The organism is Rhodanobacter sp. G2-10 (assembly GCF_055809185.1).
This window is the reverse complement of the sequence record NZ_CM147900.1, coordinates 335,358-349,076: the sequence shown is the minus strand read 5'-3', so window position 1 is coordinate 349,076 and position 13,719 is coordinate 335,358. Positions and strand designations below refer to the sequence as shown.

The following is a 13,719-nucleotide window of genomic DNA, read 5'->3' as shown; positions in this document are numbered from 1 at the left end:
CGCGGCATCTCAAAACTTGCCAAGGGGTTCCCGAACATCATGCCCGCCGTCATTTGTGGATCGTTGGCCTACGACACCATCATGGTGTTTCAGGACCAGTTCAAGAATCACATTCTGCCCGACCAGATGCACATCCTGAATGTGTCGTTCCTGGTGCCGGCGATGCGTCGGGAGTTCGGCGGCTGTGCCGGCAATATCGCCTACAACCTGAAATTGCTCGGCGGCGATCCCTTGCCCGTCGCCGCTGTGGGGCAGGACTTTGCGCCATATCGGCAGCATATGGAGGAGTGCGGCATTCGTCTCGATGGCGTGCGCGTGTTCGACGACCAATTCACGCCGCAATGTTTCATCACCACCGACCTGGACAACAACCAGATCACTGCCTTCCACCCTGGCGCGATGTCCAGCGCGCAGGAAAATCACGTGCGCGACATTCCGCAGATCGATTTTGCGATCGTGGCGCCGGACGGTCGCGAGGCGATGCTGCAGCACGTCGATGACTTTGCCGCGCGGGGTGTCCCGTTCATCTTCGATCCCGGTCAGGCCATGCCGTTGTTCAATGGTGAGGAATTCCGGTCGATGATCGGCAAGTCGACCTACGTGATCGTCAACGACTACGAATCCCAGCTGTTGCAGGCGCGCACCGGCTGGAGTGCCGACGAGATCTCCAGCCATGTCGACGCCTATATCGTGACCCAGGGTCCACGCGGTTCGATCATCCATGTCGGCAGCGAGACCCATCACATTCCACCGGCACGCGAACGCCAGGTGGTGGATCCGACCGGTTGCGGCGACGCTTATCGGGCCGGCCTGATGTTCGGCATCATGCGTGGCAAGGACTGGCCGACGATCGGCCGGATCGCCTCGCTGATGGGTGCGCTGAAAGTCGAGCATCCGGGCACCCAGAACCAGCGCTTCAACTACGCCGAGTTCGCCGCAGCCTTCCTCGATCAGTTCGGTTACGCGCTGGATTGACCGCCACTACCGGATCGCTCGCTGGATTCAGTCGACACGAAACCCGATCGTGGCGTTGACCGCCGCCTGCCAGCCGCCGTACAGGCGCTCGCGTTCGGATTCACCCATCATCGGCTCGAAGCGGCGCTCCAGTTGCCACATGCGGGCAATCTGCTCGCGGCTGTCCCACACCCCCACGGCCAGACCCGCCAGATACGCCGCGCCCAGCGCGGTCGTTTCGCCGATGCCCGGGCGCAAGACCGGCACACCGAGCATGTCGCTCTGGAACTGTGCCAGGAAATCATTGGCGATCGCGCCGCCATCGGCACGCAATTCCTTCAGCGCGATGCCGGCATCGGCCTCCATCGCCGTCAGCACGTCGCGCGTCTGGTAGGCCATCGACTCCAGCGCGGCGCGCACCAGATGCTCCTTTCGCGTTCCCCGGGATAGTCCGAACATGGCGCCGCGCACATCACTGCGCCAATACGGCGCGCCCAGCCCGGCAAAGGCCGGCACCAGGTAGACGCCGTCGGTCGACGTCACGCTCTGCGCACAAGCCTGCGACTGGTCGGCACTGTCCAGCAGGTGCAGGCCATCGCGCAGCCACTGCACCACCGAGCCGGCGACGAAGATGCTGCCCTCCAGCGCGTATTCCACCTGCCCATCCACCTTCCAGGCCACCGTGCTGAGCAGGCCATGCTGCGACGGCACCGCGAGGTTGCCGGTATTCATCAGCATGAAGCAGCCCGTGCCATAGGTATTCTTGACCATGCCCGGCTCGAAACATGCCTGACCGAACAACGCCGCCTCCTGGTCGCCGGCGATGCCGCAGATGGGTACATCGCGACCGAAGAAGTACTTCGCCTCGATGCGGCCATAGACCTCGCTGCATCCACGCACCTCGGGCAACATCGACGCCGGGATCCCGAACAGCTTCAGGAGATCCTCGTCCCAGCATTGCGCGTGGATGTTGTACAGCAGGGTGCGCGAGGCGTTGGTGATGTCGGTGACATGCACCCTGCCTCCAGTGAGGTTCCACAGCAGCCAGGTGTCCACCGTTCCAAACAGCAGCTCGCCCCGACGCGCGCGCTCGCGCACGCCATCGACGTGCTGGAACAGCCAGACCAGCTTGGTCGCGGAGAAATAGGCATCCAGCAACAGCCCGGTGCGCTCGCGTATCAGCGCGTCGACCGCTTCGCCGTGCATGTCCCGGCATATGTCCGCCGAATGCCGCGACTGCCAGACCAGGGCGTTGTACACCGGCTCACCGGTTTTCCGGTCCCATACCACCGTGGTTTCGCGCTGGTTGGTGATGCCGATGCCGGCCACCGCCGACGCGTCGAGGTTGGCCTTGTGCATCGCCTCGGCCAGGGTCACCTGGACGCTGGTCAGAATGTCGCGCGGGCGATGCTCCACCCAGCCGGAGCGTGGAAAGATCTGCTCGAACTCGCGTTGCGCCGACGATACGATGCGCCCCTGTGCGTCGAAGATCAGCGCGCGCGAGCTGGTCGTGCCCTGGTCGATCGCGACGATGAGCCCGGATGCTCCACTCATGCGGGATCTCCTGCCGGTTCGCAAGCTGGCGCACCGATCAGGCCGGAAACGGCTGCATCCAGATAGTCCTGCAGGCGCCGGCTCTCCTCGGCGCTCAGGCGCAATCCCAGCTTGGTACGACGCCACAGAACGTCCTCGCTGCGGCGGGCCCACTCGTGGCAAACGAGGTAGTCGACTTCCCGCTGGTAGAGCTGCGCGCCAAAGTGCAGGCCGAGGTCTTCCAGGCCGGCGGCGTCGCCCAGCAGGATGGCCGTGCAAGTGCCGTAGTGACGGAGCCAGCGGTGTGCCAATGCCGTCGGCAACCACGGCCAGCGCTGTGACCAGGCAGCGATCACGCGCTCGGCGTCGGCGAAATCGCCGCCGGGCAGCGGATCGCCGTGCTCGGTCCAGGCCGGTTTGCGCATGCGCAGTGCGTCGACCAGCCGATCGACCGCCTCTTCCCCGAGGCGCCGGTAAGTCGTGATCTTTCCACCGAAGACATTGAGCAGTGGCGCGCCCTGATCATTGTCGAGCTCAATGTGGTAGTCGCGACTCACCGAGCTTGCGTCACCACTCTCGTCGAGCAACGGGCGCACGCCACTGTAGCTCCACACCACGTCTTCGACCCGTACCGGCACACGGAAGTACTGATTCACGGCGTCGCACAGATAGCGCCTTTCGTCTACCTCGATATGCACCTGGGCAGGGTCGGCGTGGTAGTCCACGTCCGTGGTGCCGATCAGGGTGTAGTCGCTCTCATAGGGGATCGCGAACACGATGCGGCGATCAGCCAGTTGGAAGAGATAGGCGTATTCGTGCTCGAACAGCCGCGGCACCACGATATGGCTGCCCTTGACCAGGCGAACGTCGCGATGATGCGCCCGACCCAGCACGTCGCCCAGAAAGCTGCCCGCCCATGGGCCGCAAGCGTTGACCAGGGCGCGTGCGCGCAAAGTCTGCCGCCGCCCATCGGGGCCTCGCACTTGCGCACGCCACATGCCGTCTTCGACATGGGCTTCCACGCAGCGCGTCTGCACCCTGATGTCGGCGCCACGACGCGCCGCATCCATGGCATTGAGCACGACCAGGCGCGCATCCTGCACCCAACCGTCGGAATAGACGAAGCCACGCGAATAGATATCCTTCAGTGGCCCGCCGCTGACGTGCTGGCGCAAGTCCACGGCGTGCGAATCCGCCAGGGTCCGATGTCCTGCGCCAAGACTGTCGTACAGCAGCAGCCCCAGTCGAATCATCCACACCGGTCGCAGATGTGATTCGTGCGGCAGCACAAACAACAGTGGCCAGGTAATGTGCGGCGCCAGGCGCAGGATGACTTCGCGCTCGGCCAACGCCTTGGCCACCAGCCGGAACTCATACTGCTCCAGGTAGCGCAAACCGCCATGGATCAGCTTGGTACTGGCGCTGGAGGTGTGTGCGGCGAGATCGTCCTGTTCGCAAAGCGTGACCGAAAGCCCACGCCCAGCCGCATCCCGCGCGATACCTGCACCGTTGACGCCACCACCGACCACCAGAATGTCCGTGTCGCCGTGCAAGCCGGTCCTCCTCACGTGCCACATCAGTCGCGCCACCATGAAAGCTAACACGCACTGGCGGGCTCCGGCCACGCATCGCGGGATGTGGTCTGCGATCGCCACAGCCCAAAAAGAAAAGCCCCCACCGATTCCGGTGAGGGTTGATCAGGACAAAGCCCGTGGCGGTGATCTGTTGCGGGATGCGATCTGCGATCGCCACAGCAAACACGAAGTCCGCGATGTGCGCCTCACAAAGAAAAACCCCCACCGTTTCCGGTGAGGGTTGATCAGGATAAAGCCCCTGGCGGTGACCTACTCTTGCATGGACGAGCCACACTACCATCGGCGCATGCGCGTTTCACTTCTGAGTTCGGGATGGGATCAGGTGGGACCACGCCGCTATGGCCGCCAGGGAAGGGGTGGGAGCAGCGCGTAGGCGCCGGCTCCACATTGGTTGAAGAGTCGGCCTGGCAGCCGGCTCTCCCGCGGAGATTCCCTCGGAGAGTTGAAGAGTCCGCCATGGACGGCGGGGTGTTGACTCTTCTTCTCGTGAGAAGGATCTCACGTGAAATAAGTTGTAAACGAGTGACAAGCGTCGAGGTCGATCGAACTATTCGGCAAATGCTTCGGAACGATCGCTCTTTCGATGAGTCCAGCCATGGATGGCTGGGCTTTTCGCAGAGGGATCTGCACGTGTGAAGCCACTTGGGGTTATATGGTCAAGCCGCACGGCTCATTAGTATCAGTTAGCTCAACGCATTGCTGCGCTTCCACACCTGACCTATCAACCACCTGGTCTTGATGGTGCCTTAAGGAGAGTCAAGCTCTCGGGAGATCTCATCTTGGGGCGTGCTTCCCGCTTAGATGCTTTCAGCGGTTATCACTTCCGTTCATAGCTACCGGGCAATGCCATTGGCATGACAACCCGAACACCAGCGGAACGTCCACTCCGGTCCTCTCGTACTAGGAGCAGCCCCCCTCAAATCTCCAACGCCCACGACAGATAGGGACCGAACTGTCTCACGACGTTCTGAACCCAGCTCGCGTACCACTTTAAATGGCGAACAGCCATACCCTTGGGACCGGCTACAGCCCCAGGATGTGATGAGCCGACATCGAGGTGCCAAACACCGCCGTCGATATGAACTCTTGGGCGGTATCAGCCTGTTATCCCCGGAGTACCTTTTATCCGTTGAGCGATGGCCCTTCCATACAGAACCACCGGATCACTAAGACCTACTTTCGTACCTGCTTGATCCGTCGATCTCGCAGTCAAGCACGCTTATGCCTTTGCACACAGTGCGCGATGTCCGACCGCGCTGAGCGTACCTTCGTGCTCCTCCGTTACTCTTTGGGAGGAGACCGCCCCAGTCAAACTACCCACCATACACGGTCCCTGATCCGGATTACGGATCGAGGTTAGAACGTCAAGCACTTCAGGGTGGTATTTCAAGGATGGCTCCACCAGAACTGGCGTCCTGGTTTCAAAGCCTCCCACCTATCCTACACAGAAGAACTCAACGTTCAGTGTAAAGCTATAGTAAAGGTTCACGGGGTCTTTCCGTCTTGCCGCGGGAACGCTGCATCTTCACAGCGAATTCAATTTCACTGAGTCTCGGGTGGAGACAGCGCCGCTGTCGTTACGCCATTCGTGCAGGTCGGAACTTACCCGACAAGGAATTTCGCTACCTTAGGACCGTTATAGTTACGGCCGCCGTTTACTGGGGCTTCGATCAAGAGCTTCGCCTTGCGGCTGACCCCATCAATTAACCTTCCAGCACCGGGCAGGCGTCACACCCTATACGTCCACTTTCGTGTTTGCAGAGTGCTGTGTTTTTGATAAACAGTCGCAGCGGCCAGGTTACTGCGACCCTTCAATGCTCAGTCACGCACGTGACCACATCGAAGGGCGCACCTTCTCCCGAAGTTACGGTGCCATTTTGCCTAGTTCCTTCACCCGAGTTCTCTCAAGCGCCTTGGGATTCTCACCCTGCCTACCAGTGTCGGTTTACGGTACGGTTCTTCTATAGCTGAAGCTTAGTGGCTTTTCCTGGAAGCGTGGTATCAGTCGCTTTGCCCAATAGGGCTCGTCTCGGTGCTCGGCATAAAGGGTCCCGGATTTGCCTAAGACCCATGCCTACCGCCTTTCCCCGGGACAACCAACGCCCGGTAGACCTAACCTTCTCCGTCCCCACATCGCACTATAGAAAAGTGCAGGAATATTAACCTGCTTCCCATCGACTACGCATTTCTGCCTCGCCTTAGGGGCCGACTCACCCTGCGCCGATGAACGTTGCGCGAGGAAACCTTGGGCTTTCGGCGTGGGGGCTTTTCACCCCCATTATCGTTACTCATGTCAGCATTCGCACTTCCGATACCTCCAGCATGCTTTACAACACACCTTCACAGGCTTACGGAACGCTCCTCTACCGCGTACACACAAGTGTGCACACCCCGAGCTTCGGTGCATGGCTTAGCCCCGTTAAATCTTCCGCGCAGACCGACTCGACCAGTGAGCTATTACGCTTTCTTTAAAGGATGGCTGCTTCTAAGCCAACCTCCTGGCTGTCTATGCCTTTCCACATCGTTTTCCACTTAGCCATGACTTGGGGACCTTAGCTGCGGGTCTGGGTTGTTTCCCTTTTCACGACGGACGTTAGCACCCGCCGTGTGTCTCCCGGATAGTCTGTCCTGGTATTCGGAGTTTGCCATGGTTTGCTAAGTCGCGATGACCCGCTAGCCATAACAGTGCTCTACCCCCAGGAAGATTCGTCCGAGGCGCTACCTAAATAGCTTTCGAGGAGAACCAGCTATCTCCGAGTTTGTTTAGCCTTTCACTCCTATCCTCAGCTCATCCCCATCTATTGCAACAGATGTGGGTTCGGTCCTCCAGTGCGTGTTACCGCACCTTCAACCTGGCCAAGGATAGATCACTCGGTTTCGGGTCTACTGCCTGAGACTATGCGCCCTATTCAGACTCGATTTCTCTTCGCCTCCCCTATACGGTTAAGCTTGCCACAGACAGTAAGTCGCTGACCCATTATACAAAAGGTACGCAGTCACCCTTGCGGGCTTCCACTGCTTGTACGTATACGGTTTCAGGGTCTATTTCACTCCCCTCTCCGGGGTTCTTTTCGCCTTTCCCTCACGGTACTAGTTCGCTATCGGTCAGTCAGGAGTATTTAGCCTTGGAGGATGGTCCCCCCATGTTCAGACAAGGTTTCACGTGCCCCGCCTTACTCATTTTCATATCAAGTGCCCTTTCGTCGACTGGGCTATCACCATCTATGGCCGGCCTTTCCATGCCGTTTGACTAGAACACAAGATACTTTTGGGCTAGTCCGCGTTCGCTCGTCGCTACTGACGGAATCTCGGTTGATTTCTTTTCCTCCGGGTACTTAGATATTTCAGTTCCCCGGGTTCGCCTTGCATGACTATGTATTCATCATGCAATACCGCTTGCGCGGTGGGTTTCCCCATTCGGACATTGCCGGATCAAAGCTTGTTGCCAGCTCCCCGACACTTTTCGCAGGCTGCCACGTCCTTCATCGCCTCTGACTGCCAAGGCATCCACCGTATACGCTTAGTCGCTTGACCATATAACCCCAAGTCGCCTCGGGGCACGCCCCCTCCTCAGGGGCAGCCAAGTTACTTCGTTTTCGTGCCTTAACACTTGCCTCGGTTCGGTTTCGAACCAAGACGCTTGTCACTCGTTTACGTGTTTTCAAAGAACATCGTACCGGCCTCAATGCCGGACGATTTCAAAAATCTTTGGTGTGCTGATACTTCACGCGTCCGAGTCCTTGGTGGAGCCTATCGGGATCGAACCGATGACCCCCTGCTTGCAAAGCAGGTGCTCTCCCAGCTGAGCTAAGGCCCCAAGGAACCCTTGGAATGGTGGGTCTGGGTGGACTCGAACCACCGGCCTCACCCTTATCAGGGGTGCGCTCTAACCACCTGAGCTACAGACCCATGAAAGGTGAACCCCAGAACCCGCGAGCCAATCACTCTAGTTACCCCTTCGAAGCGGTCGTTAGCTCCGTTCGAAGCGGCTGTTGTGAAGAGTCCGGCCATGGATGGCCGGTCTTGATGTTCGCTCTTCGCAACAGGGAGGTTGCGTCAAGCAAACCCTTCGCGTGAAGTACAGGTGTCTTGTGTGGACGTCTTGCAACTTTACGTTGCGACTGCCATTTCTTGAAAGGAGGTGATCCAGCCGCACCTTCCGATACGGCTACCTTGTTACGACTTCACCCCAGTCATGAACCACTCCGTGGGCGTCGTCCTCCTTGCGGTTAGACTAACGCCTTCTGGAGCAACCCACTCCCATGGTGTGACGGGCGGTGTGTACAAGGCCCGGGAACGTATTCACCGCGGCATAGCTGATCCGCGATTACTAGCGATTCCGACTTCACGGAGTCGAGTTGCAGACTCCGATCCGGACTGGGATCGGCTTTCTGGGATTGGCTCCACCTCGCGGTTTCGCAACCCTCTGTACCGACCATTGTAGTACGTGTGTAGCCCTGGCCGTAAGGGCCATGAGGACTTGACGTCATCCCCACCTTCCTCCGGTTTGTCACCGGCAGTCTCCTTAGAGTTCCCGACATTACTCGCTGGCAACTAAGGACAAGGGTTGCGCTCGTTGCGGGACTTAACCCAACATCTCACGACACGAGCTGACGACAGCCATGCAGCACCTGTGTTCCGATTCCCGAAGGCACTCCCGCATCTCTGCAGGATTCCGGACATGTCAAGGCCAGGTAAGGTTCTTCGCGTTGCATCGAATTAAACCACATACTCCACCGCTTGTGCGGGCCCCCGTCAATTCCTTTGAGTTTCAGTCTTGCGACCGTACTCCCCAGGCGGCGAACTTAACGCGTTAGCTTCGACACTGATCTCCGAGTTGAGACCAACATCCAGTTCGCATCGTTTAGGGCGTGGACTACCAGGGTATCTAATCCTGTTTGCTCCCCACGCTTTCGTGCTTCAGCGTCAGTGTTGTCCCAGATGGCCGCCTTCGCCACTGATGTTCCTCCCGATCTCTACGCATTTCACCGCTACACCGGGAATTCCACCATCCTCTGACACACTCTAGCTCGCCAGTATCCATTGCCATTCCCAGGTTGAGCCCGGGGATTTCACAACAGACTTAACGAACCGCCTACGCACCCTTTACGCCCAGTAATTCCGATTAACGCTTGCACCCTTCGTATTACCGCGGCTGCTGGCACGAAGTTAGCCGGTGCTTATTCCTCAGGTACCGTCAGCCCCATAGGGTATTAACCCGTGGTATTTCGTTCCTGATAAAAGTGCTTTACAACCCGAGGGCCTTCTTCACACACGCGGCATTGCTGGATCAGGCTTGCGCCCATTGTCCAATATTCCCCACTGCTGCCTCCCGTAGGAGTCTGGGCCGTGTCTCAGTCCCAGTGTGGCTGATCATCCTCTCAGACCAGCTAGCGATCGTCGCCTTGGTAGGCCATTACCCTACCAACTAGCTAATCGCACATCGGTCCGTCCAACCGCGCGAGGCCCGAAGGTCCCCCGCTTTCTCCCGTAGGACGTATGCGGTATTAGTCCCGGTTTCCCGAGGTTATCCCCCACGTCTGGGTAGGTCCCGATGCATTACTCACCCGTCCGCCACTCGCCATCAAGAGAGCAAGCTCTCTCATGCTGCCGTTCGACTTGCATGTGTTAGGCATGCCGCCAGCGTTCAATCTGAGCCAGGATCAAACTCTTCACTTAAGTTTTCGACAACCTCACCCTTGCGGGCTTGGCCATCTATCTTTCTGAAGCGTCTGTTCCCAACCAAGGCAAAACTCATTACTGACTTTCTACTTGGTGGGACGCTTGCATTGCTTGGACAGGTCGTAACCTTCCATCGCAAGACGTCCACACAATTCACCTGCGCACACTGTCAAAGATCTTTTCGCTTGCAGCCTGTTTCCAGCCTGCGCCCCGTGACCTTTCGTCCCGGGTGAGCCGCCCATTCTACATCGCTTTTCGGGGTCGTCAACACCTTTGCGCGAATATTTCCCGGCATGGTTTGTTGCAGACAGCTCCGAAGACAGGGCATGTCGTCGGAGGGGCGAGCATCATAGCGCCGCCTTGCTCCCGTGGGAAGGGTCTGGGTGAAATTCCCGGGTACTTCCTGTCGTGCCGGGCTGTGCCGCGCCCCCCCACAATGCATGACGGGGCGGACATGCGTCCGTCCCGTCGTGGAGGTCGATCCGGGGTTATGCGCCTGAACTGCCCGCATTCCACGCCAGCGCTGCCGAGGTGGCGGCGGGCGTCGGGAGCGTCATGGCACTCCGGGTGTGCGTTGATACCGACACCGCCTCCGCCGGCTCCGGCAACAACCCGACGCGGTAGGGGATGAGATCCTCCGGGCGCAGGCGTTCCAGTGCGTCCCAGTCGTCTTCAAATGGAATGAACTGCAGCATGAGATGCTCCTCGTCTGGCGCGCTACCGATCGTGCGCAGGAACATCAAAACATCTGATCCGGCCGATGCACTGACGGAATCTGACTGTTTGCGGGCGAGATCCGGCGCTCAGTCGATCTCGATCATTTCGAAGTCGTCCTTGGTCGTGCCGCAGTCCGGGCAGGTCCATGTTTCAGGGACGTCTTCCCAACGTGTACCGGCCGGAATGTCTTCGTCGGGTACGCCTACTGCCTCGTCATAGATGTAGCCACAGACGACGCACATCCATTTGCGCGAGGCGGTGGCTTCGGGGGAACTCTGGCTCATGGTCGGGCTTCTTCGGATCACCAAGGGAATAGGACATTCTCGCAACTCGACCGACAATACGAAAGCGCGACGATCCCACCATGCCCACAAACGCCCATGACGGAGACCCCTACTTGAACACTCTTGCCCCACTCGCAGGCGGCGGCCTGTATGCGATCACCAACGGCCCGCGTGCCGATTTGCTGGATGTCGTGGCACAGGCGCTGGCTGGCGGGGCCCGCTTGTTGCAGTACCTGGATGAGGAATCCGGCGATGCTCGCCGCCATGACGAAGCGACTGCGATCCTGCAGTTGTGCCGCTCACACGGCGTGCCACTGATCATTCATGAGGATCTCTCGCTGGCGCAGGCGATCGGCGCCGATGGCGTGCATCTGGCGCACTCGGAGGACAGGATCCGCGAGGCGCGTGCCCTGCTCGGCCCCGCGGCCATTGTCGGTGCTGCCTGTCGAGACTCCCTGGAAGATGCACGGGCCGCGGCGCAGGCGGGGGCGAGTTACGTGTCATTCGGCGCCATGTTTCCCTCGCCGACCAAGCCGACGGCAACCATCGCTCCGCTTGAGTTGCTGAGGCAAAGCGCCGCGCTCGGCGTGGCCCGGGTGGCGATCGGCGGCATCACGCCGGACAATGCCTCATTGTTGATCGAAAGCGGTGCCGACTACGTCGCCTCGATTTCCTCGCTGTTCGGAGCAGCCGATGTGCGCCACGCGGCGCAGCGCTTCGCCCAGCTGTTTCCCCACTCCAGCCATTGAGAACCTGATGACGAATCACGAACTGTTCCAGCGTGCCCTTCCACTGATGCCCGGCGGCGTGAATTCGCCGGTGCGGGCCTTCAAGTCGGTCGGCGGCGAGCCGTTTTTCACCGAACGTGCTGACGGGCCGTATCTGTGGGATGTCGAAGGCAAGCGCTACATCGACTATGTCGGCTCGTGGGGGCCGATGATCGTCGGCCACAATCATCCCGCCGTGCGCGAAGCGGTGGAGCGCGCCATCCGGCACGGACTCTCGTTCGGCACGCCCTGCGCCGCCGAAGTCGACATGGCCGAGACGATCACCCGCCTGATTCCTTCGATCGACATGGTGCGCATGGTCAATTCCGGCACCGAGGCCACGATGTCGGCCATCCGGCTAGCCCGCGGCGCCACCGGGCGCAGCAAGATCGTGAAGTTCGAAGGTTGCTACCACGGTCACGGCGACAGCTTCCTGGTCAAGGCCGGTTCCGGCGCATTGACCTTCGGCGTACCGACCTCGCCGGGTGTGCCCGCAGGCAATGCCGACCTCACCCTGACCCTGCCCTACAACGATCTCGACGCCGCCAAGGCCCTGTTCGCCGAACAGGGGCGCGAACTGGCGGCGCTGATCATCGAACCCGTCGCGGGCAACATGAACTGCATCCCGCCGCTGGATGGCTATCTGCAGGGTCTGCGTGAGCTGTGCACAAGGTCAGGCACCGTGCTGATCTTCGACGAAGTGATGACTGGTTTCCGCGTGGCGCTCGGTGGCGCCCAGGCGCACTACGGGGTCACCCCGGATCTCACGACATTCGGCAAGATCATCGGTGGCGGGATGCCCGTCGGGGCCTATGGTGGCCGACGCGATCTGATGGAGCAGATCGCACCGTCCGGCCCGATCTACCAGGCCGGCACGCTGAGTGGCAATCCGGTGGCGATGGCGGCGGGTCTGGCCATGCTGGAGCTGATCCAGGCACCGGGCTTCCATGCACAATTGGCCGCACGCACTCGCCTGCTGACGGACGGACTGCAAGCGGTCGCCGACAGCGCCGGCGTCGCCTTCAGCACCAATCGGGTCGGCGGCATGTTTGGACTCTTCTTCGGCGCGCAGACGGTGGACAGCTACACCAAGGCAGTCGCCTGCGACAGCGATGCGTTCAACCGGTTCTTCCACGCCATGTTGAAACAAGGCGTGTTCCTTGCGCCGTCCGCCTTCGAGGCCGGCTTCATGTCCAGCGCACACGACGACGGCGTCATCGCGCAGACGCTTGACGCGGCGCGGACAGCGTTCCAGATACTGCGCCCATGACCCAGTCACCCCAGGCGGAACAATTGCCGGAGCGGCACGCGAACTTTTTCGAGAGGGAATTTCAGCCAGCGAGCGAGCAGCCCTGGCGCAATCTCTGGTATCGGCTGGTTTTTCACCACGAGACGCCCGCCGAACGCAATTTCGATCTGCTGCTGATCCTGGCCATCCTGGCCAGCGTGGCGGTAGTCATGCTCGACAGCGTCACCGACATCAAGGCCCGCTGGCACCAGGTACTGTTCATTGCCGAATGGGTGTTCACGATCCTGTTCACCGCGGAGTATCTGCTGCGACTGAGCGTGGTGAAGCAGCCATGGCGCTATGCGACCAGCTTTTTCGGCGTGATCGATCTGCTGGCGATCCTGCCCACCTATCTGTCGCTGGTGCTGGTCGGCAGCAACTACCTGATCGTGGTGCGGGTACTGCGCCTGCTGCGCGTGTTTCGCGTACTCAAACTGGTGCAGTACTCCAGCGAAGCCGGCGTACTGATCGGTTCACTGGCACGAAGCGGGCGCAAGATCTTCGTTTTCATCTGCGCGGTGATCACCATCGTGATCATTTTCGGCGCGCTGATGTACGTGATCGAGGGTCCGGGAAACGGCTTCACCAGCATTCCCACCAGCATGTACTGGGCGGTGGTGACGATGGCCACCGTGGGCTTCGGCGACATTGCACCGCACACGCCGCTGGGCCGCTTGATCACCTCGATCCTGATCCTGATCGGCTACAGCATCATCGCGGTGCCCACCGGCATCTACACGGCCGAACTGGCCAATACCTTGCGTCCGAAACGTCGCAGCATCGTGTGCACGCAATGCATGTTGCCGGAACATGAGCTCGATGCCTTGCATTGTCGGCGCTGCGGGCATCGGCTGCCGGATCCGACATGACTCTGCCTATTGCCCGGGTCTCGACTCGAT

At 60.1% G+C, this 13,719-nt stretch carries 8 protein-coding genes, 2 tRNA genes and 3 rRNA genes; 4 read left to right on the top strand and 9 right to left on the bottom strand.

The features are described 5' to 3' along the window. Positions 1-39 precede the first annotated feature (39 nt). The gene (locus tag AC0L58_RS01525) at positions 40-975 is read left to right on the top strand and encodes a carbohydrate kinase family protein (protein WP_473685986.1); all 936 of its coding nucleotides are present in this window, start codon (positions 40-42) and stop codon (positions 973-975) included. Positions 976-1,002: 27 nt separating this feature from the next. On the opposite strand, the gene glpK is transcribed toward AC0L58_RS01525, so the two are convergent. The 9 genes from glpK to AC0L58_RS01480 form a co-directional block, all read right to left on the bottom strand. After that, positions 1,003-2,508: a glycerol kinase GlpK gene (gene glpK / locus AC0L58_RS01520; RefSeq protein WP_473685984.1), complete on the bottom strand. Its 1,506-nt coding sequence runs from the start codon at positions 2,506-2,508 to the stop codon at positions 1,003-1,005. Further along, the gene (gene glpD, locus AC0L58_RS01515) at positions 2,505-4,064 is read right to left on the bottom strand and encodes a glycerol-3-phosphate dehydrogenase (RefSeq protein ID WP_473685982.1); all 1,560 of its coding nucleotides are present in this window, start codon (positions 4,062-4,064) and stop codon (positions 2,505-2,507) included. Before glpD ends, glpK begins: the two co-directional genes overlap by 4 nt. A 254-nt stretch (positions 4,065-4,318) precedes the next feature. Then, positions 4,319-4,432: ribosomal RNA gene (rrf, locus tag AC0L58_RS01510) — 5S ribosomal RNA — on the bottom strand. A 302-nt stretch (positions 4,433-4,734) separates the two neighbouring features. Then, positions 4,735-7,616 (bottom strand): 23S ribosomal RNA (locus AC0L58_RS01505). A 207-nt stretch (positions 7,617-7,823) separates the two neighbouring features. Next, positions 7,824-7,899 (bottom strand) — tRNA-Ala (locus AC0L58_RS01500). Positions 7,900-7,914: 15 nt separating this feature from the next. Then, positions 7,915-7,991 (bottom strand) — tRNA-Ile (locus AC0L58_RS01495). A gap of 225 nt (positions 7,992-8,216) precedes the next feature. Next, positions 8,217-9,761: ribosomal RNA gene (locus AC0L58_RS01490) — 16S ribosomal RNA — on the bottom strand. Together the 16S, 23S and 5S rRNA genes with 2 tRNA genes alongside form the textbook arrangement of a ribosomal RNA operon. 491 nt (positions 9,762-10,252) lie before the next feature. Then, positions 10,253-10,459, bottom strand: coding sequence for a hypothetical protein (locus AC0L58_RS01485; RefSeq protein WP_473685980.1), 207 nt, complete (start codon positions 10,457-10,459; stop codon positions 10,253-10,255). Between the two features lie 108 nt (positions 10,460-10,567). Then, positions 10,568-10,765 (bottom strand): rubredoxin, encoded by a 198-nt coding sequence (locus AC0L58_RS01480; protein WP_473685978.1) that lies wholly within the window; start codon positions 10,763-10,765, stop codon positions 10,568-10,570. A 113-nt stretch (positions 10,766-10,878) separates the two neighbouring features. On the opposite strand from AC0L58_RS01480, the gene thiE reads away from it, so the two are divergent. The 3 genes from thiE to AC0L58_RS01465 are packed head-to-tail and all read left to right on the top strand — an operon-like array spanning position 10,879 to position 13,689. After that, a complete protein-coding gene (thiE, locus tag AC0L58_RS01475; RefSeq protein ID WP_473685976.1) occupies positions 10,879-11,514 on the top strand; it encodes a thiamine phosphate synthase in 636 nt (211 codons plus the stop codon). Between the two features lie 7 nt (positions 11,515-11,521). Further along, the gene (hemL, locus tag AC0L58_RS01470; RefSeq protein WP_473685974.1) at positions 11,522-12,802 is read left to right on the top strand and encodes a glutamate-1-semialdehyde 2,1-aminomutase; all 1,281 of its coding nucleotides are present in this window, start codon (positions 11,522-11,524) and stop codon (positions 12,800-12,802) included. Beyond that, complete coding sequence (locus tag AC0L58_RS01465) at positions 12,799-13,689, top strand: ion transporter (protein WP_473685972.1); 891 nt, start codon at positions 12,799-12,801, stop codon at positions 13,687-13,689. The genes hemL and AC0L58_RS01465 overlap by 4 nt, the downstream gene beginning before the upstream one ends. The last annotated feature ends 30 nt before the right edge of the window (positions 13,690-13,719 follow it).

Coding starts and splice junctions, on each gene's coding strand:
- AC0L58_RS01525 (WP_473685986.1), top strand. CDS start 40: ATGCCCGCCGTCATTTGTGGATCGTTGGCCTACGACACCATCATGGTG.
- glpK (WP_473685984.1), bottom strand. CDS start 2,508: ATGAGTGGAGCATCCGGGCTCATCGTCGCGATCGACCAGGGCACGACC.
- glpD (WP_473685982.1), bottom strand. CDS start 4,064: ATGTGGCACGTGAGGAGGACCGGCTTGCACGGCGACACGGACATTCTG.
- AC0L58_RS01485 (WP_473685980.1), bottom strand. CDS start 10,459: ATGCTGCAGTTCATTCCATTTGAAGACGACTGGGACGCACTGGAACGC.
- AC0L58_RS01480 (WP_473685978.1), bottom strand. CDS start 10,765: ATGAGCCAGAGTTCCCCCGAAGCCACCGCCTCGCGCAAATGGATGTGC.
- hemL (WP_473685974.1), top strand. CDS start 11,522: ATGACGAATCACGAACTGTTCCAGCGTGCCCTTCCACTGATGCCCGGC.
- AC0L58_RS01465 (WP_473685972.1), top strand. CDS start 12,799: ATGACCCAGTCACCCCAGGCGGAACAATTGCCGGAGCGGCACGCGAAC.